Here is a 20,154-nt window from a genome sequence, read left to right on the forward strand (position 1 = left end):
ACATAACAGTATACCAAAATTATGTAAATAAAAGAAGTGTCGGCTTTATAAACCGACACTTCTTAAAATATCATTATTTTTTCAGGCTATCTTTATATGCCCAGAAGTCAAAGCTGTTAATTTCAAGATAAGGCATCTCGCTGTCATCCTTGCCTCTAAGCTTCTGAATAGTGTGTGCAAGAACCGCTGCGTAGATCTGTCTTCCCTTTTCATTGTAATGCAGACCGTCAACAAGGTAATCCTCTGCTGTCTCGATCTTTAAATCAAACTGAGAAGCATACATTGAATCAAAGTATGTGATTCCCATTGAGTTTGCAAGATTGCTGGCAGTATTGGCATATTCTGTAAGAGGTCCGATGCCCTTACTTACAGAAAAGCTGTCACCGATAAATGTGCCCTCACCGTTGTACCACATGCAATATGAAGGGCCGCAGAGAATATACTCTGCATCTGGGCTTATAGCCTTTAACTCGCCTATACCTGCTGTAAGTGCTCCGCTATAGGTGTGAGGGTCAAGACCTGCTGAGGAATTATAAAGATCTTTTCCGTTAATATAGTCATTAGCGCCATACTCTATGATATAAAGATCCACATTCTTGGGCTTTACCTTCTTAAGCTCTGCTCCGGCAGGATACTGGTCAAGGAAATCTGTTTTGATCTTTCCTGCAAGCGCATAGCAGATTCCAATGAAGCTTGAATCATCAAAGGTCTCTAAATCTGTGGACATCTCCCTTCCAAGTGAAGCTGCTGTTCCACCGATCGCAAGGTTGTAAAATTTCACCTTTTTACCAAGAAGTGAGCAGGTATATGCAGGAATATCAGAACCTGTTCCTCTTGCATTATCAAACTGACTGTCTCCGATGAAGACTATATCATAGTATTTATCCTCTTCATCTTCCTTGGTCTCTTCTACCTCTGTAGTCTCAACAGGCTGCTGAACCTCTTCAGTAGGAATCTCAGGCTCAACGATCTCTTCCTCTGTAACCGAAACACCTTCTGTACTTGCTGAACCATCAGTTACTGCGCTATCACCGCTCTGGCTCTCAGCATTCTGTTCCTGAGTGATTTCTTCAGAAGAAGCAGCATCTGCTGCGCTTGCCGCATTACTGGAATCAGCAACGCTTTCCTGCTCCTGACTAACTGTAGTGTCATTCTTTTTGGATGTGAGCTTTGAAGGATCTCCGCATCCAAAAACTGTAGCTGCCATTACTATAGCTAAAATACTTGTAGCAAATCTTTTTTTCATAAATTACCTCCTTACGCAAAAGGCCGGATTACAACAGCCTTTTCTTCTCGGAATGGAGACTGATAAGTCGCATTTCGAATTCACGCCTGTGGTTAATTGTCATGTTGTGCAATATCATACCTGCAAACAATGACAAAATCGCAGCAAGCATTACAAATCCGCATACGATGAGAGTAGGGAACCTCGCAACCAATCCCGTCTCAAGATATGCCGCAAAGATCGGAACAAAGAACCCCACGGAAATAAGTGCCAAAATCAGAGCAACAATAGAGAAAAATCCCATTGGCTTGTAGTCTCTGTAAAGTCTGGCAATTGTCATAAGCACTCTCATGCCATCCGAATATGTGTTGAGCTTTGATTCAGATCCGGCAGGTCTGTCACGGAATTCGATGATATAATTCTCAATCTGCATATGGTTGTTGACTGCATGAATAGTCATCTCGGTCTCAATCTCAAATCCGGTAGACAAAACAGGGAATGTCTTGGCAAATTCATAGCTGAAAGCGCGGAATCCTGTCATGACATCTCTGATATCGCAGTCAAAAAGATGGTTGATACTTCCTCTTACAAGGCTGTTTCCAAAATTGTGAAAGGGTCTCTTATTCTCCGTAAAATATGTAGATGAAAGTCTGTCACCTACAACCATATCTGCATTTTTCTTAAGAACCAGTTCACACATTCCGGGAGCAGAATCCATAGGATATGTATCGTCGCCGTCAACCATGATGTAGCATTCAGCATCTATCTCTCTGAACATCCTCCTAATAACATTTCCTTTTCCCTGCATGTACTCATGACGAACAACTGCGCCATTAGCTTCAGCGATCTCTGCTGTGCGGTCTGACGAATTATTATCATATACATAAATCACCGCATCAGGAAGAGCCTCCCTTGAATCCTTAATAACCTTTTCAATTGTCTGCTCTTCATTGTAGCAGGGAACAAGAACTGCTATCTTATCCATCTCTAACCTCTCGTTTTAAAATTTTTTAGTTCATAAACATATATTTTATACGGCGATGAGCTATCCTCATATTCTCCCCTGAGAGTCAGATTCTTCTCATCCGCATTTTCAAGCTCAATTCTGGAAAAGATGTATCTGCATCCAAGATCAGAAAGAGCTTTATCCTCAATATAAATGTTGTTATCCGTTACCCCGGTCATACTCCTTGTTGCCATAACAATGGAATCATCTGTTCCGGAATAAAGGTAACACCTTGCACCCCAGTCATCAAAATAGATTCTGGTGTTCTCTTTTCTCTCAAGAGCGGGGGCAATGACCCTCCTGAACTTCTCCTTGTACTCCTGAGAATAAAATCCAAGATACCCATCAAGGGTTGAAATGCCGTTGTACTCCAGCACTGCGGGATGCATTCCGTATGCAACGGCCCAGTCGGACTCATTATAGCCGACATCGTTCTTTATTGTATCAAATAGCTCCGAAGAATAAAACTCCGAATAATTAAGTCTGTCCACTTCATGTCCGGTTCGTATTTTGTAAAGAGTTCCATAAGCCGTGTCATAGAGGTCATTGTAATGCTTTGATCCAAGCAGAATTACAAAAACTGCTGCCACGGGAAGCATCCTCGCAAGGAGCCTCAGAATTACATTTTCCCTCTTCGCCATTCTGATACATATTATGAAAAGCGAAGCATACCATAGGAACGGACTAAAAAATATAGTCCTGTTAAACTGCCATCCGGTAAGCGGCGGAAGAACAAGCGCAACAAAATCTCTCATTCCTTCGCTGTAGTATATGCCGTAGACAAAGCTGTTAAATACGAGAAGAACAGCAAACAAATTATATATATCATGCACCATTCCCTTAAAATCTTTCCTGATGATATAGCGGATATTAAGGAAGAAAAAGTAAAAGGTGCATACAGGCAAAACAAGATATGAATGAGCATCATCAGCGTGCATCATTCCATTTTTAAATACATCAGCGCACTGTGCAAAAATCGCTGAGAAGCTCATGGATGCATCCTTCATGGTGCTTCTTATTGTCACCTCATCAGAAAAAAGCATCGCTCCAAAGAGTCTGTATTCAAAGATCACAAAACCCGCTGAGAGAATTACAAGTGCAACGCAAAGCGGAAGTGAAAGCTTTTTATCCGCTATAAGTCTCCATATTATAGCCAGTACCAGATATCCCAGAATAAACATTCCAAAATAAGAAAAATAGGAAACTACCGGGTATAGGAACAATAAAACATAGTACTTTATGGCAGGCTTTGAAAATCCCAGTCTGTAGATTTTCCTCAAAAAGTAAATTACCAGCGGAATAGATGCAAAGCATATTCCAAATGCCGGAAACAGGTTGAGGATTCCATAGGCAAACGCACAGATCCATGCAATATCTCCGGGCTTCTCATCAGGAAGGAAATCCCTGCAAAGAAGGAGGCATGAAACCAGCGCTATTATTATTTTCAGGATATACCCCGCAATATACGCTATATATGTAGGGAATATCATGTAAAGTATGCTGTATAAATAGAATTCACCCGGGAGGTTGTCCCTGCTGATTCCATTAAGAAACGGGACATCCACGGCATGTGCCCAGAATGTCCCTGTGTTTTTCATCATTTTATACTGGGCCACAAATAGGTCCAGATTATCGGGTATTGCAATATAGCTGTTTTCACCGACTATCAGATACATCAAAGAAGCAGCTATAATAAACATTCCTACGAGGATGTAGTGCCATCTCGTTGCGATTCTTCCTGCTATTGTTTTCACAATCCCTCCGATTGCCTATCAGTCTTCCTTCTTAAACAGTCCCATTCTCTCGTGACCACCAAGCTTATTGGGATCTCTTCCTTCAAGAATAGCCTTAACTATTGTCATACGGAAGCCTGCATCTATGAAATCACAGTGCTTGCAGAAGGGCTCATTCTGTCTGCCAGATGCGATTTTCCTTCTAACAGCCATGAACTCCTCTGATGCCCATCCGTCCTTAAGACTTGTGGTAGCAAGGTCTGCATAATTAGTAACCTCAAAGTTATCACAGCAGCACAATCCAAGCTTTCCGTTAGGCATGATCCACATATCTGTGAAGGGAAGAAGACAGGTCTCCTTTATTACCTTCTCTGTAGCCTGCTTATTAGGTGCTGATCCTGCTCTGTTAGTAAGAACCTCCTGGAGATATCTCATCTGAATCTCGATATCCAGATCCTTGAACTCATCGGGATTAGCCTTAACATACTCATAAATTTCCTGGATGTTTTTATGAAGCTTAAACTCCATGCTGTAGTTATTAATAATAAGCTGATTGATATAGGGCTTAATCTGCTTAACCTTATCGATATCAAGAATAAGTCCGTTAGTACTCATGAAAATAAAACTGTCCGGAAGCTTCTCCCTTGCGTACTTATGACGCTCAACAATCTTGGTATCAAGCCAGGGCTCATTATTTCCATAGAGTGTAAGGTGTCCCTTATATCCCCAGTCTGCAAGTTGGTCGATAATGCTCTTATAAAGATCATCATCAATTTTGCAAAGAGGTCTCTTCTCAGCATGTACATTAGCTGTACAGAATGCGCAGGTGGAATTACATCTGTTTATAGTCTCGATGTTTACCACGTTTGGCATCGGAACTTCCTTAGCATTCATGAAATAATCTATATAATCCTGTTGCTGCTTATGACGAGTAGCAAACTGAAGCTTAAGATATGCCTCACTTGCAAGCATAGGAAAATGCTTCCTAGCGAACCATCCAAATTTACCCAAAAAGCTGTTTACCTTGATTGGCATTTTATTTCCTCCAAATAAATATCTATAACAGCGCTTATTATATCATAGGTAATTATTTTTTCAACTTAGCGTTTGACTGCCACCTCACAGTTACCTATAATTAAAGAACTACCGCTATATAACGCATGTTTTACCATGGAGAAAGTTATGCAGACTATTAACCCGGTATTCCTTATCAGCTATTTGGGCATTATCATAATTTCGCTTTTTCTCTACTCAAAAAGAGATAAGTCATCCTTTTCACAGATAAATCTGTCAGGCATTACCTACAATAAGATATATACGATCATTCTACCGGTGGCAATCATAGTGATTGGTACCGCTCTTAGATTATATAGGCTTGCAAAAATCCCGGAGGGACTCCATCAGGATGAAGCTTCTATTGGATATGAGGCATATATTCTCTCAGTCTTTGGAATAGACCGTGACGGCAACAGATACCCTGTTTATCCAATCACCTATGGTTCAGGCGGCGGAAGCCCTCTGATGATATACCTTAACGCTGTTACTACCTTTCTTTTTGGAAGTAACGCATTAACTCTGCGTGCTCTTCCGGCTTTTCTTGGATGTCTTACACTTGTAATAGCATTTCTTCTGATAAAAAAACTCAGTCTGGAATCCGTGCTGGAAAGCGAGAGTGCAACATCCCTTCAGTATGTCACGGGGGAATATTTGTGGATACCACTTGTAAGCCTTTGTGTCATTGCTCTTTGCCCCTGGCACATCATGCTCTCAAGATGGAGTCTTGACAGTAACACCACACCCTTCTGGGTTCTTACAGCCCTTCTGGTATTTGTCATCGCATCCACAAAGCAGAAGGATTCCTCAGCCTTTGAGAATATCGGTATTTTATTTAAATACAGAGATAGAAAAAAGAGCAGATCCCTTAGTGCATCTAATACTGCTGCCACACTGCTCTACGCACTTTCCGCATTTCTGTATGCTCTTTCGCTTTACAGCTACGGCGCATCCACCTTCGTAATACCGGCACATCTCATTCTGATGTGCATAATATTTAAGAAAAACAAGCGGATGACAACCTTTCAGATAATAGTCGGAGTGCTGGTATTTGCCTTATTTACAACACCGCTCTTTACTTTTTATATAATAAATGCCTTAGACCTTCCCGCAATAGTTACTCCGTTTTTCACTATAACGAAGTTTACTGCCAAAAGGTCCGTATTCGCTTCAGGTTCAGGCATTCTTCTTTCTGTAGGCAAAAACCTCTTTACTATAATCAAAAACCTGACACTTGGCGACTCATCCGAGCAGATACTAAATTACATACCTGGCTTTCCGCCATTTTATGCCTTTACCTTCCCTATGACATTACTGGGAATCGTAATAAGTATTATCCGCTCAAGGAGAGGTGAACTGATTGACCTTGTTATTCATACACTCTTCTTCCCCTCTCTGATTTTCGGACTTTTTGTGGAAGAGGATATCACAAGAATGGTGCTGATATTCATCCCTGTGATTTACTATCTTGCAAGGGGCTTCATATTTGTAGTTGGCGAATTTGTCACGATCGAAAAGAATTCCGCCTCAGCTGTAAAGAAATACGCTGCCATACTTGCAAAGGCAGTAGTACCACTTCTTTTTGTAGTAGCATCTATATTATTTTCAAATACATACATTACTGAGTTCAACAGCCTGAGCGCAGAGAGCTATATGCCTGGTTACGGAGAAGCCTGCGCCTATGCTGACAAGCTCGCAGGTGACAGCTCTACGATATACTCCACCTATGAGCATGTCTCTGCACCTTTTATGATCGCGCTTTATTACACAAAAACACCGCCCAAAGATTTCCTTCAGACGGTTCATTATAAGGATCCGGATGCTGAGTTTCGCATCGCTGATTCCTTTACGCATTTTAAATTTGGTCTTCCCGAAGATATAGCCGACAGTGCAGGTGAGCATCTTGGGGCTGGAGATATTTTCATACTCCACGTCTCACAGCTTGGCCTTGTAGGCGCTGATAAGGAAGATGCTTCCGAGCTTATGAATGTCAGAACCTTCGGGAACTTCGTTGTTATTTCAGGAAACGGGTCTTAACTCTTCCTGAAAAGCTTTGAAGAAACAAAATCAACTGCAGTATTTATTCCATAGGCTGCAAAGGGAAGCAGCATCAGATAATATCTGATTATATATCTGGAAGAGCCCTCCCAGATTTCATGAAACAGCATACCTCCAAACACAAAGAGTATCGGAAGAGCCTGAGTAAGATCAAGGCTCTTTTTCTTTATGGTAACCACGCAGTAGATGAAAACTCCAAGATAAACAAGGAAATGTGCTATATCCATTATTCCCTGAAAAACATTGGACCAGAAGCCACTCACAAGCGACCTGGCAAAGCCTGACTGAGAATCAGAATGTCGCATGGACAGCTCATAATTCCTCATGGATACAAATGTTGGATCAGCCCACTGAGTAAGAAACTTTCTCACATAAAATCTAACTGCATGAAGGGGCCTGTCCTTAAACTCGGAAAGCCTTGCCGAAATCGCTTCCTTAGCTGCCTTATCCGTCATATTTCTGTCGTAATCATTTTCATCAAAGGTATTCCTGTTAAATCCGTTATACCATCCCCATTCGCCTTCGCCCTCCTGCATCGCCATGGCAAAATAGGTTGAGCTTGGAACACCGGCCGGGTATTCGCTAAGGCCTGCTGCCTTGGCATAGCCTGCACCAAGAATTTTCAAGGGGCAAAGAGCACAGACAGCTAAAAGAATCACAAAGGCAATATTTATTACGCTCTTTTTTCCTGCTTCGTCAGACTTTACTAACACTCCGTCAATGCAGTCAACAGCCAGCAATATCGCCATAGCTATAAGTGCTATATAGAGATTTGTTTTTAAAAGGCACCCTACACCCAGAAATAGTGCCGCCAGAAGCTCATCCTTTATCTTATGCCTTTTGAGGTAGCAGATTTCATAGCAGATTGCCATGATTCCGGGAGCAACTGACCATACATCGTTATAAACATAGGTCACATACGCAAACAAAAAGAACATCATAAATGACAAAAGTGCGAATATGCTGCATACTTTTTCATTTTCAAAGAGCTCTTTTGTGGTCCTATTCAAATACACAAAGGAGATTAAAATAGCAGCAAGGTTTATCCCCTGAAAAACCGGATAATTGCTTGGTCCAAACACTCTGCCGATTATCTGACCTATAGCCACATATCCAATCTGAAAAGGATATACGAACATGTAACCGCCTTTATTCAAACTGCTATAATCACCTGCGTTAAATGCATTTATAATCTCATCCAGGGTAAGTCCGTCAGTAACCGCCACCGCTTTTGACGTAAAAATAATAAAAAGACAGACTACTGCTTCAAGTAAAAGCGCTACAGGAAGAACCTTCCCGGGCTTAACTCTGCCTACAAAATATGCAGCCAGTAGGAACAATAAGACTCCTACCAAAAGAAGCAGATATTTTTCCGACCCGAATCTTGGAAGATCCGCTCCCTGATCTATGTCGTAGTAGATAGTTGTAAAAAAGCTTGCTCCAAGAATCAGCAAGCTTAATACAGTAAACGGTATAAAAAAGATCATTGAAAGCTTTTGAAGAATTTTATGCACGTTCTCCTCCAATCCTCTTTACAAGATCAAATGCGACAAACGCGTAGATGGCTATCTGTATCGCTGATATCACTGTGATCGGAACCACCATCTCCTTGAATAGAACAGCAATATACACAAGCATTGAATTAACATTCATAAATGCTGCCACCCACAGCTTGTCTCTGCGTATAGCAAGACAATATGCAGTCATCAGAAGAACTATTGCATAGTCATATCTTTCGTGCATTCCAGGCAGGAACATACAGCAGGTCCATGCCATAAAAAGTCCAAAGTAAAGAGTATTCTCTTTGTTTTCAAGAAATTGTCTGTGATAGATCACATAAACCGCAAACACGCCCAAAACCGCTGCAGCAAGTAAAATAGCAGGCTTCGTGAGTATCTCATCATAGTTATCCAGACCAAAGTTATAGAAATTGGGATAATAGGATACCATTCCATAGCCTTCCGTAGACACCTCCTGGGTCTGCAGGAAGTATGCAAGATAGGTTGCGCGAAGTCCTCGTCTGCATAGCACACAGGGGAGTCCCATTATAAGATACATAGCAGGAATCCATAAAAACTCCAGTATACTGTATTTCTTTCTTGCAAAATAAAGTACCAGGAAAAGCGGCACAAAGAAAATCGCCTGAAGCTTAAAGCTAAAGGAAACAGCAAGGAAAATAAATGCTCCCCTGTAATTGTCCTTTAAAAGGTAATAAACAGAAATCACAAGAAATACAACATAAATGGCATCACACTGCTTCCAAAGTGCTCCATTCCAGATAACAAAGGGCAAAAGTAATGTGATAGCAGCGGCAAAAGAAGCGATAAGACCAGCCCTCTTCTCATCAACACCCTTTTCATTTAAAAGGAGCAGAAGAATCTTTCTTACAAACCATGCGCTCACAAACTCAGCTGCCATGGAAAACAAAGCAATAGGTATGTAGGGCTCGCAGGGAAACAGCGAGCAAATAGCATACATCACATTGTAGGGAACATAATAATCTCCAATATCCTTGGAAAGTCCGCCTAAGAAGCCATAGTCCCTATAAGCAAGGGTCCAGGGCAGATAATAGCTGTTATAGTCAGGTGACAGCTCTGTTTCCGGAATAAGAAAAATACGCACCAGAACTCCTATAAGCACCAAAGCAGCCAGCGCGATCTTATCAATATTGGAATTTACGAAGCCTGTAAGAGCTCTGTCAAATCCCGTTACTCCGCCAACAGCCTCTGTATTTTTGTTGTTTTTACTATCTCTTCCCAAGAAAGTCCCCACCTTTTTGATTTAGTCATTCTGTAAAACCACTTTGTCCTTATGATAATATTCAGCCATGGCTTTGTTAAGCCAGTCCCCTTCATCCTTTGTGATATCTGAAAAGAACAAAAGCTGCGGATGCACAGAAAAAGCACCAAATTCTGCTTCCTTTACATTATCATCCTTAAGAACCTTAAGTCTTTCATCAAATTCCTTCATATAGTAATACGCATCACCACTGAAAATATCCTCAAGCGCTGCAGTACCTGTATACAGGTCAGGCTCAGGCTTTACTGCCAGAAGTGAGCCTGCGATAAAGGCTGCTGAAACCGCAAAGACCACTCTGGTGGCATGCTGTCCAAGATAAGCGTCCTCCAGAAAATCCTTTGGCTTTCTTTTAGCAAGTACATCTCCGTCAATAAGCTTGGCAGGTTTAATGACATAGCGTATCCAGCCGCACATGTAGCCTATTATCAAAGAAAGGAGAATCATTCCCTGCATGTAGAACAAAGCCTGGATCCTTCCTGCCTCAATGCTTCCTGTTGCATAGATCGGCGGAGTTATAGACGCTGCTGAAAGCAAAAAGCAAAAGGCTGTAAAAAGAGCCGGATGCTCAAAGCCATAAAAGCGTTTGATGCGGCCTGTTGCCTTCCACAAAAAAGGAATCAAAAATACAAGCAAAATAATCGTCGGCCAGGTCAACCACTTTCCAAGCATGGCATCCATAGTATAGTAAACAGCCATTAGAATAGCTTTGATCGGATTAAAGGCTGCCGAGTCAGATCTTACCTTATTTCCGGGTGCAATTGCCGATAAAGCAAAACCTACAAGCATGCAGATAGCAGGAATATATGCCCTCTTAAGGCCATCAAACCTCTCTGCAATTTTAAATATCTCATGTTTTCTTAATTCGATCTGTTTTTCAAGAGGAGCTTTTCCAGAAACGCTTGCTATTATTGAAATGATTAAAATACACACCGATATTATTGCAAGACTGAGAGATGTCATATAATTGGCACCTCCAAGGAGAAATCCCATAACCGACAATATCGGAACAAGATATCCCTTCACAGACTCAAGGCTGGCAAGGTGCAAAATCATTCCAAGCCAAAGAAGCGCAAAACCAAACATAAAGAGATAATTGATTGCTCCGCTATACCAGAAAAAGCCTTCCACTCTTGAAGCTCCGACAGGCATACATTGAACAAGAAGAAAAAACATAATGTTTGTTATGCATCCTGCCAGATGCTTCTCCACACGGAGTGTTTCGCATAAAAGCTGCTTGAAAAAATACCACAGTCCCAAAGCAAACATAAAAAGAACCACCCAGGTTCCGATAAAATAAAAATGTTCACCAAAAACACTGGGCGCCAGCGCTGTAAGCGTATTGCTAAAGTAAACTCCGGTCCAGTTAAAGTAATACCAGATTCCCATGTATATAGCCTTTATTATCGCGCTAAAAAAGCCTCCCGATACATAAGACTCATGTACTTCATACGCCATGCTGAAATCATCAGCCGAAGGCACATTATAAAAAGCCAGAATAAGTATGGGAAGAACTACTATTACATTTACCAGAAACAGAGTTATCCTTAATGCTTTGAGCTTAATATTCCTTTTCATGGTTTGCTCCGGATGGGATTATTTAAATGAATTGATGCAATCGATAACATACGATTGTTCTTCATCAGTCATTCCTGCATATATGGGTAGCGAAAGAACTTCGTTCGCATAGCACTCAGTAACGGGAAGTGTTCCCTCACTAAGGCCAAGATAATTATATGCCTCTGAAAGATGAGGCGGAATAGGATAATGAATTATGGTTGTTATGTTATTCTGAGCAAGGTAGTCCATAAATTCATCCCTGCAATCCTTCACTCTTACGACATACTGATGCCATACACTTGTAGCGCCATCTCTTACCCGGGGCTTAATAACAAGCGGATTGGTAATACCTTCAGCATACTTTTTAGCTATTTCAGAACGCTCGGTATTTATTTCATCAATATATTTAAGGCGAACTCTTAACAGCCCTGCCTGCATCTCATCAAGTCTGGAGTTAGCCCCTACAACCATGTTATGGTAGCGCTTCTCACTGCCATAATTGCGGTATATTTTCATAAGTCGAGCCAGCTCCGGATCGTTAGTGGTTATAGCTCCCGCGTCTCCGAAGGCTCCCATATTCTTTGAGGGATAAAAGGAAAAGCATCCGATATCTCCAAAGCTTCCTGTCATCTTACCATCAAAGCATGCTCCGTGAGACTGAGCACAGTCCTCAACAAGCTTAAGATTGTATTTTTTACAGAGCTCCTGAACCCTGTCCATTTTTGCGGACTGTCCATAGAGGTGAACAACAAGTATTGCCTTGGTCTTATCGGTTATCTTCTCTTCAATCTTATCTACATCGATCTGAAAGTATTCGTCAGGCTCAACAAAAACAGGTGTTGCGTCATTAATAGTAATACCCATAACACTTGCTATGTATGTATTTCCCTGAACGATTACTTCATCACCTTTCCCTATGCCAAGAACCTTGAAGGCAAGCCAGAGGGCATCAAGTCCACTGGCAAGACCCACACTGTATTTGGTTCCTACATAAGCGGCAAACTCCTCCTCGAAGTTCTCCACCTCTTTGCCAAGGATATACCAGCCTGAGCGAAGTACCTCGAGGGCTTTTGCCTCATATTCATCCTGATGTCTGAAAAAGCCGCGGTCCATACGGCTTTGCATAATTTTGTCCATAGTCCCCCGATTTATGCGTCTCTGCGCTTTACATATCCTGCATACCAGTCAACAAAACGGTGAATACCTTCCTTAAGAGGCATATCCGGCTTGAAGTCGAAATCATTCATAAGGTCGTCAACATCTGCAAATGTAGCCTCTACATCACCGGGCTGCATGGGAAGAAGCTCTCTGTGAGCCTCGAAATCAAAGTCCTGAGGAAGCACTCCGTGAGCAACAAGCTCCTGCTGGAGATAATCAACGAAGTCCATAAGATTCTCAGGATTGTGGTTACCGATGTTGTAAACCTTATATCTGTTGCCCTTTTCATCCTCATCGGGTGTGCTCTGCATAACATTGACAACTCCGGTTACGATATCATCCACATAGGTAAAGTCTCTCTTACAATTACCATAGTTGAATATCTGGATAGTCTCTCCCTTAAGAAGCTTGTCTGCAAAGAGGAAAAGCGCCATATCCGGGCGTCCCATAGGTCCGTAAACAGTAAAGAAACGAAGACCTGTTGTAGCCATGCCATAGAGATTACTGTATGAATAAGCGAAAAGCTCATTGGATTTCTTGGTAGCAGCATAGAGTGAAAGCGGATGATCCACCTGATCCTTTGTTGAGAAAGGAAGCTTTGTGTTTCCGCCATATACACTTGAGCTGGAAGCATAAACAAGATGCTCTACCTTGGGCTCTGAATGTCTGCATGCCTCAAGGATATTGTAGAATCCGATCACGTTTGCTTCGATATAAGCGCCGGGATTCTCGATTGAATAGCGGACACCTGCCTGAGCTGCAAGATTTACAACAACTGCGGGCTTGTACTCAGCAAAAACCTTATCAACAGCTGCTTTATCCGCAATATCTCCCTTCACAAAAATGAAGTTCTCATACTTTGAAAGATTCTCAAGTCTCTCTTCCTTAAGTCTTACATCGTAATAGTCGTTTACATTGTCATAGCCGACAACTTTTATATCTTCAAACTCATCAAGCAGCCTTACCGCAAGGTGTGATCCGATAAAGCCTGCAGCACCTGTGATAAGAACGGTTTTACCATTAAGTTTTACATTTTTTTCTTTCATTGCTAAAATTTCTCCTTAAAATGATATAATAACATGATAGTTAAAAAAGTCCTGGAGGTCAATTTATGGGCAGAACAAAGCTTGCTGCCAAAAATATAACATTCGGATATGTAGGACAGTTGGCAACAGCGCTGATGTCCTTTATCCTGCGTACCATCTTCATCGCACGCCTGTCCAGGAACCTTCTTGGTGTCAATGATCTCTATAGCAATATCCTATCACTTCTGTCAATGGCAGAGCTCGGAATAGGAACTGCTCTTAATTTCAGTCTATATGCACCTGTAGCCAGAAAGGACACCGAAAAGGTCAAGTCCTACATGCAGATGTATCGCAAGGCATATCACACAATAGCCATTGTTGTAGCTGTTATCGGCCTTGCACTTACTCCGTTTCTTAAATACTTTGTCAAAAAGCCCGGCGAGATCACCGTCAGGGATATGACACTTTATTATCTCATTTTTCTGTTCAATACGGTAAGTACTTATTTTGTTTCTTATAAATACAGTCTCGTTAATGCTGAGCAGAAAAACTACATACAGACCAATATTAATACGATCACCAAGATTATCACGGTTTTTTTCCAAATCATAATCCTTCTGGTGATTCCCAACCTGTATCTGTATCTTCTTGCTGATGCAGCCGTTCAGCTCATTCAAAAGCTTTTTGTAAATAATTATCTGAACAGGCTTTATCCGTATCTGACCGATAAAGATGTCACACCGCTCTCCACGGAGGAGCACTCGGAGATATGGCGAAAAACCAGAGCTCTTGTATTACACAAGGTCGGCGACGTCGCAAGACTTCAGACAGATACCCTGATCATTTCCTCATTTATAGAAGTCGGCATGGCCGCTGTTGTCGGCAACTACACCATGGTCACCGGAACAATTGCCAATTTTGTAAATATCATTTTTAACTCGGTAATTTCAGGCTTTGGCAATCTTATAGCAACAGAATCAAAGGAAAAGCAGTTCAAGACCTTCAAGGTTTATAGGTTCTTTGCTTCCTGGGTCTACGGATTTTCAGCCTGCGGATTTTTCATTCTTCTGCAGCCCCTTATCTACCTGTGGATAGTACAAAAATACGGACCGGACTGGATGCTTGGGAACCTGGCTGTTTACCTGTTTTTAACTGACTATTACTTTAAGGGCGACAGAATCGTTCTATCAAATTACAAGACCGCTGCCGGTGTTTTTGAACAGGATAAATATCTTGCTCTGATACAGGGCATTGTAAACCTTGTTCTTTCCATCGTTCTGGTTCAAAAGATAGGACTTGCCGGAATTTATGTGGGAACTGTTGTGTCCGGCCTTATCGCTAACATAACAAAGCCCATAATCATTTACAAGGTATGCTTTGATAAAAGCTCAATATCCTACTTTGCAGACAGCGCGAAGTACATTATCACGGAAGCAGCAACAATCCTTGCACTTTATATGCTTGGAACCGTTGTCATGAAAAACATAACCTTCCTCACCTTTGCCATGATGTTCGTGATCGTTACTGTAGTATTTAACGCAGTATTCTGGATCATATATCACAAAACCGAGGAATATGATTATCTTAAGGGCATTGTATTAAGAAAGCTGGGAAAAGCATGAACAAAGAAACCATCGAACAAATTATAAAGGTTACAGAAAAGGATCTTTCGGAAATCAATAACTACTCTGCCAAGGATGCCTTAAAGGATGTTGCAAAAAAGGCTCTGAAAAGAGGCGTAACTAACCGCGATCCCATATTCTGGCCTGCCGGATTACTGATGCTTGGTCTTTCCGAAGCTGCCACATCTCCTTCCGACAGCACCTCCGAGCTGATATCCAAAGAGCTTAATTCTGAAATAATTGGTAATCTTCGCGCATATATAGATAAATGGATAAAAAGCGGCAAGGAGGTATCCTTTGTTGATGACTCTGTTGCCGGCATAACCATGATCAAGCTCTATGAAGCTACCGGAGAGAGGCAGTTCCATCACGGTGCTGCAAAAATAGCCAATTTCCTCTCCCAGGCTACTAAAAACGATGAAGAGAGCATCATCTACAATCCCGCCAGGGGAAATGACCTGATATACGCAGACGGCGCAGGCCAGGCAGCAATGTTCCTCGCAAAATACGGAACAGTTTTTCATAAGAGAAATGCCATTGCCCTTGCAGCAAAGCAACTGATCAATTTCTATAATAATGGTTTCGATAAAAAATCAGGCCTGCCCTATCATGCCTTTTCTCTGGCAGAAGAAAAAAAGGCTGGTATCATCGGCTGGGGAAGAGCTGTAGGCTGGCTTATGCTTGGATATTCCGAGATACTTTCCAACATCAATAAAGAAGAGAATCACGGCGATGGCCCTATCGGCGACGCCATATTAAAGAGCACCTCCGAAAAGCTCATGTCTGAGTTCTACAGCCTGATAAAGGTGACACTGGAATATCAGAGGCCTGATGGCGGTTTTTCATGGCTCCTTCCCGCAGTAGAGGGTGAAGCCGACACCTCCGCAACAGCTATGATCGCATATTCCATGGCAAACTGGCTAAGAAGCGGTATGTTCCAGTCTCATGCAAAAGAGCTAAGTGAAGAAGCAAAAGAGGCCATTCAAAGGGCTAAGGATTTTCTCCTTGAGAACACTGAAAACGGCTCTGTACTTCAGTCATTGAGCAACTGTGAGGATCTTGCAGTGCACAGGCAGATTTATGGTCACTATCCCTGGGGACAGGGAAGTGCACTGGCATTTTTCAGTATTACCGACTAATGCATAAAAAACATCTTCTCCTCTATAGACACCCTATAGAAGAGAAGATGTTTTTAATTACACGATTGCCGGCGGGAGCTCATCTGTCGCAGTCAGATAGAACTGCTCAACTCTGACTCCTGCGGATAATGAGAAGTATCTGATAATATGTCTTCCACCTCTTAGCTTCACATCCATAAGTGGTACCCATCGCCAGATATTCTCCGCAGAGAATCTCCAAATTGACTGTCCACCATAGAGATCCTGCTCTGAGTAAATCTTATCGTCTACTCCTATTGTAAAGTGTGCCTTTTCGGCATCCCACATCAGGAACTTACCCCATATTCTGTAATTTCCACCTCTTGTCTCAACGCTGTAATGAAGAGACGGAGCCTTCTTAATGGCACTTGCACCACCCCAGCTTGTTTCCTTGTAGTTCTTTAGCGCCTTTTCATCCCTGATATACATGGCAAGACCGCTCTCACCATGAGACGGTGCATTGCAGTAATCCCATCCTGCGCCCTCGGTATATGCAGCCTTGGACTGCATAAGGGCTGAAGCTGCTTCTATAAATATTCTTCCGTCCTTCTCCACGGCGGTATGCTCACCGGTTGCAACAATATCCTTAGCAGGTATAGGTGATCCATAGTGAGGTAAAAACTCCATATGCTCACCCATTTCAAGGCAATTGCCCTTCTGTTTTCTGAATGCATAATACACAGGTCTTGGAGGCAGCTCGTAAGCTTCCTTGCCATAGAAATCCCAGCAGAAGCCCGCTGCATCAAAGCTAAGCGGAAGTCTTAAATCTCCGCCTCTTATACCAAGGTTATTCTCCTGGCGCTCTCTTGTATAAATAACGAATCTGGAGAAGGAGAAATACTTATCTACCGCATGGAATATAATTCTGTGGGATCCCGGCTTGATGTTGGGTAGTCTTAAATAGAGCTTATCAACGTTATTTCTTACATTGCTCTTCCACTCGCCCTTATATTCATCATTGGCTTCGGATTCCACAACCTCCATGGGATTCTCATCTACCGATACCCCGATCCTGATTCTTCCAACAGAATTAAGGGACGGGAATCTGTGGAGCTCTAAAAGGAATGCGCCTTCACTTGTTACCGTAACCTCATATGTAAGAGTTGCACCCTCAGTTCTCGCCTCTACAAGTGATCCTCTCTGTCTGCCAAGATTGGGAATTCTTACCCAGGCACCGGACAAGTCTCTGACCATGTCAGCCTCAATTCTGAGCATTCCATCATCTTCCATGTGGGGCGGGAATACGATGTTTCCCTGGCCAAGCAGAGTTATACCCCTAAACAGCTTGGCTTCCACAGGAATCACATGGCTTTCTCCGGTCATAAGAGCCATCACATGAATGGCATCCTTTATTGAAACCACATTATCGTCAGGCTTTACCTCTCCCTTTTTAGTCATCTGTTCTATCATGTCTGAAACCTGATTCCAGTCAACCTCAAGAAGAAGTCTCTCCTCACCGTTTATTCTTATATCTCCGTGGCCCTCAAAGCCGACTATACTTTCATCTGTTACCCTCAGCCATGAAGGCAGATCAACAGTGACAACTATCTCATTTTCACCTGCATTTGCTATCTCAAACCACTTTTCAACAGGCTTAACAAAGGTCAGTGAATTCTCTTCGTTCTGACATGTCACTATCAGATGGTCATCTGATTTCATAATTGGCGGCTTACATGCAGGATGCATGGCTGTTCTTGTAGGCGGGAAGTCCTCAGGAGTCATTACGCCATCCCATTTTCCATCAGCCATCACATGGTTGTAGTAATACAGCATGCTTCGTCTTGCATGATCAAAGGCCAGTGACCTTGTAGTGTAATCTGCTGCGCTGTGGGTCTTCCCCTGCTTTATGCACAGATTACTTCTGTCAGCATAGTAATACATGGCATAGGTATAGTATGCTGCGTGTATCTTCATGAGTATCAGCTGGAAAAATGAGTCCTTTTCATTGTCCGGAAGTGAATGGTAAATTCTGTTTCCGGTCTTGAACATGTACTCGTAGCGGTGGATTCTGCTTACAGCCTCGTCAGTGTAGGCAGTCTGTGTGAAGGTATCCACATCCATCTGCTCGACCTTTCTTACGTTTGTAAGCTGATCGAATTCAACAAGCATGGGAGCAAGCTTCTTTCCATGATGTCCGCTGAAGGTTTCATCTATCCACTTTGCCAAAAACTCTATTTCATCCGCACATATAGTCTCTGTTTTACCTATATCCCAAGCCAGCTGGGCATAGTAAGTCATCTGCTGCTCAAGAGGCTTAATGGCACCAAAATTGGTCACCCAAAGCTTACGGATTCCCTCCTCGTATGCCTTCTTGAGCTCATTTCTCGTCTGAGACAGCGGAATGGAGCAAAGGAAAAGATATGATGCTCCGGGCGGTGCCCAGTATGAATTGTGATAGTAAAGTCCGTTTCCACCGGGACGTCTCTTCTCCGTCTCATTGGGATAACGCCTTACATGTCCGTAATTATCATTTACCCAAATGAGTGTGAAATCATCCGGAATATTTAGTCCGTTATCATAGAGCTCAAGCACTTCCTTGTATGGCACAAAAATTTTCATGGGAGTGTGCTCAAGTGTATTATCAAGAATCTGCTCCTGAGCCCTTATTACGTCCTCCAAGAGCTCTATCTTAGCGTTTCTAAGTTCCTCTCCGCGAAGTCCAGCCAGAGCTATAGGCTCAATCTCGGTATCATTTATTCCGCGCATTCCGAGAGTATATGTAACTTCATAGTCCTTGTTCTGCTCAACAGCCTCCTGCCAGTACTCGATTATGGCATCACGGCTCTTTTCAGAAGCAGTGAAATCATAGGGAACTCCGCCATAGCCCTTCTTTTCAAGCCATGGTCTCCATTCCTTGTTGTTACTTCGCATCAGCATGTCGCAGTGAGAGGTACCTACCACGATGCCCATCCTGTCTGCAAGCTTCGCATTTTCAGGGTTGGCATTAAAAGCATTTACATGCATAGCCGGCCAGATATAATTCATCTTCAGCCTCAGCATAAGCTCAAAAATTTTCTCATAGGTCCTGATACCTATGGTAGTCTCTCCGAGATAGCGCTGAGCCCAATGATCCAGCTCTTCCTCATCATTTACGAAAATACCTCTGTATTCTATACTTGGGTGATCCGAAACATGATAATCGTCCGGTAAAGAAATCTCAGTTTTGGGGTGAATCGGTACATCTGCCATGAAATACCAGGGTGAAACCCCTAAAACAGTTCTGCAAAATTCATAGATTCCGAAAACAGTTCCTCTTCTGTCTGATCCGGCAATAACAAGCCTTCCTCTTCTGTCTCTGATAACATAAGCTTCCTTTCGCCTTCTGCCATGAGAACTGAAAAGGCCGACAAGATCCTCTTCTTCAAAGTCTTCGCACACACCAACTGTTCCCACCAGTATCTGCTGAGAGTCAGGATCATATACCTCTGTATTAATTTGAAGCACGCGTTTGAAATCGCGGATCAGATTTGACACCGCGAGCTTGACTGCTTCGGATTCGCGCTCACTGATCGTCACCACGACCGATGAGTACTGTCTGATAGTTATTCCCATTACTCTCCCCCCATGAGACTTTGGTTACTACCAAATGTTAAATTTTTATAAACTGTGAATATTATTATTTTATCAATAATTTATATTTTTGTGTCCTAGCACCTTTGCCGAACATTCTTCCCTTAAATTGTGTAAAATGACGGATAATTAAAGCCTGTTTAAAACATTAAAATAATTACTTGTTTTCATTATTGTTTTGTAGGACAATA

The 20,154-nt window shown here is 42.3% G+C and carries 13 protein-coding genes; 3 read left to right on the forward strand and 10 right to left on the reverse strand.

Features of this window, described 5'->3' with window-relative positions; translation table 11 throughout:
• Positions 1-73: 73 nt before the first annotated feature.
• Genes G587_RS0106475 through G587_RS0106490 form a run of 4 tightly spaced genes read right to left on the reverse strand, consistent with a single transcriptional unit; the run spans position 74 to position 4,999 of the window.
• Positions 74-1,246, reverse strand: coding sequence for an SGNH/GDSL hydrolase family protein (locus tag G587_RS0106475; protein ID WP_026491562.1), 1,173 nt, complete (start codon positions 1,244-1,246; stop codon positions 74-76).
• A 28-nt stretch (positions 1,247-1,274) separates the two neighbouring features.
• Entirely contained in the window at positions 1,275-2,210 is a 936-nt protein-coding gene (locus tag G587_RS0106480) for a glycosyltransferase family 2 protein (RefSeq protein ID WP_026491563.1), read from the reverse strand.
• A 2-nt stretch (positions 2,211-2,212) separates the two neighbouring features.
• A complete protein-coding gene (locus G587_RS0106485) occupies positions 2,213-3,985 on the reverse strand; it encodes a DUF6044 family protein (protein WP_026491564.1) in 1,773 nt (590 codons plus the stop codon).
• Positions 3,986-4,003: 18 nt separating this feature from the next.
• Complete coding sequence (locus G587_RS0106490) at positions 4,004-4,999, reverse strand: radical SAM/SPASM domain-containing protein (protein WP_026491565.1); 996 nt, start codon at positions 4,997-4,999, stop codon at positions 4,004-4,006.
• Positions 5,000-5,146: 147 nt separating this feature from the next.
• Between G587_RS0106490 and G587_RS0106495 the strand changes: the two genes are divergently transcribed.
• Complete coding sequence (locus tag G587_RS0106495; protein ID WP_026491566.1) at positions 5,147-7,054, forward strand: hypothetical protein; 1,908 nt, start codon at positions 5,147-5,149, stop codon at positions 7,052-7,054.
• Here G587_RS0106495 and G587_RS0106500 read toward each other — a convergent pair.
• The 5 genes from G587_RS0106500 to G587_RS0106520 are packed head-to-tail and all read right to left on the reverse strand — an operon-like array spanning position 7,051 to position 13,635.
• Positions 7,051-8,589 carry a glycosyltransferase family 39 protein gene (locus G587_RS0106500; RefSeq protein WP_026491567.1) on the reverse strand — a complete coding sequence of 513 codons (1,539 nt, stop codon included), beginning with the start codon at positions 8,587-8,589 and terminating at the stop codon, positions 7,051-7,053. The two genes, G587_RS0106495 and G587_RS0106500, sit on opposite strands and share 4 nt — an antisense overlap.
• Positions 8,582-9,835 (reverse strand): hypothetical protein, encoded by a 1,254-nt coding sequence (locus tag G587_RS0106505; protein WP_026491568.1) that lies wholly within the window; start codon positions 9,833-9,835, stop codon positions 8,582-8,584. Before G587_RS0106505 ends, G587_RS0106500 begins: the two co-directional genes overlap by 8 nt.
• A 21-nt stretch (positions 9,836-9,856) precedes the next feature.
• Positions 9,857-11,449 carry a DUF6056 family protein gene (locus G587_RS0106510; RefSeq protein ID WP_026491569.1) on the reverse strand — a complete coding sequence of 531 codons (1,593 nt, stop codon included), beginning with the start codon at positions 11,447-11,449 and terminating at the stop codon, positions 9,857-9,859.
• An 18-nt stretch (positions 11,450-11,467) separates the two neighbouring features.
• The gene (locus tag G587_RS0106515; protein ID WP_026491570.1) at positions 11,468-12,568 is read right to left on the reverse strand and encodes a DegT/DnrJ/EryC1/StrS family aminotransferase; all 1,101 of its coding nucleotides are present in this window, start codon (positions 12,566-12,568) and stop codon (positions 11,468-11,470) included.
• A gap of 11 nt (positions 12,569-12,579) precedes the next feature.
• On the reverse strand, positions 12,580-13,635 hold the full coding sequence (locus tag G587_RS0106520; protein ID WP_026491571.1) for an NAD-dependent epimerase/dehydratase family protein: 1,056 nt from the start codon (positions 13,633-13,635) through the stop codon (positions 12,580-12,582).
• Between the two features lie 65 nt (positions 13,636-13,700).
• On the opposite strand from G587_RS0106520, the gene G587_RS0106525 reads away from it, so the two are divergent.
• Both G587_RS0106525 and G587_RS0106530 read left to right on the forward strand, forming a co-directional pair.
• Positions 13,701-15,236 (forward strand): lipopolysaccharide biosynthesis protein, encoded by a 1,536-nt coding sequence (locus G587_RS0106525; protein ID WP_026491572.1) that lies wholly within the window; start codon positions 13,701-13,703, stop codon positions 15,234-15,236.
• Positions 15,233-16,375 (forward strand): glycoside hydrolase family 88 protein, encoded by a 1,143-nt coding sequence (locus G587_RS0106530; protein ID WP_026491573.1) that lies wholly within the window; start codon positions 15,233-15,235, stop codon positions 16,373-16,375. Before G587_RS0106525 ends, G587_RS0106530 begins: the two co-directional genes overlap by 4 nt.
• A 57-nt stretch (positions 16,376-16,432) precedes the next feature.
• Here G587_RS0106530 and G587_RS21685 read toward each other — a convergent pair whose 3' ends face one another.
• Positions 16,433-19,945, reverse strand: a complete 3,513-nt coding sequence (locus G587_RS21685) for a glycosyl hydrolase 115 family protein (protein ID WP_051200826.1) — start codon at positions 19,943-19,945, stop codon at positions 16,433-16,435.
• Between the last annotated feature and the right edge of the window lie 209 nt (positions 19,946-20,154).

Origin of the sequence: Butyrivibrio sp. XPD2002 (genome assembly GCF_000423945.1) — a bacterium.
Taxonomy (GTDB): Bacteria; Bacillota; Clostridia; order Lachnospirales; family Lachnospiraceae; genus Butyrivibrio.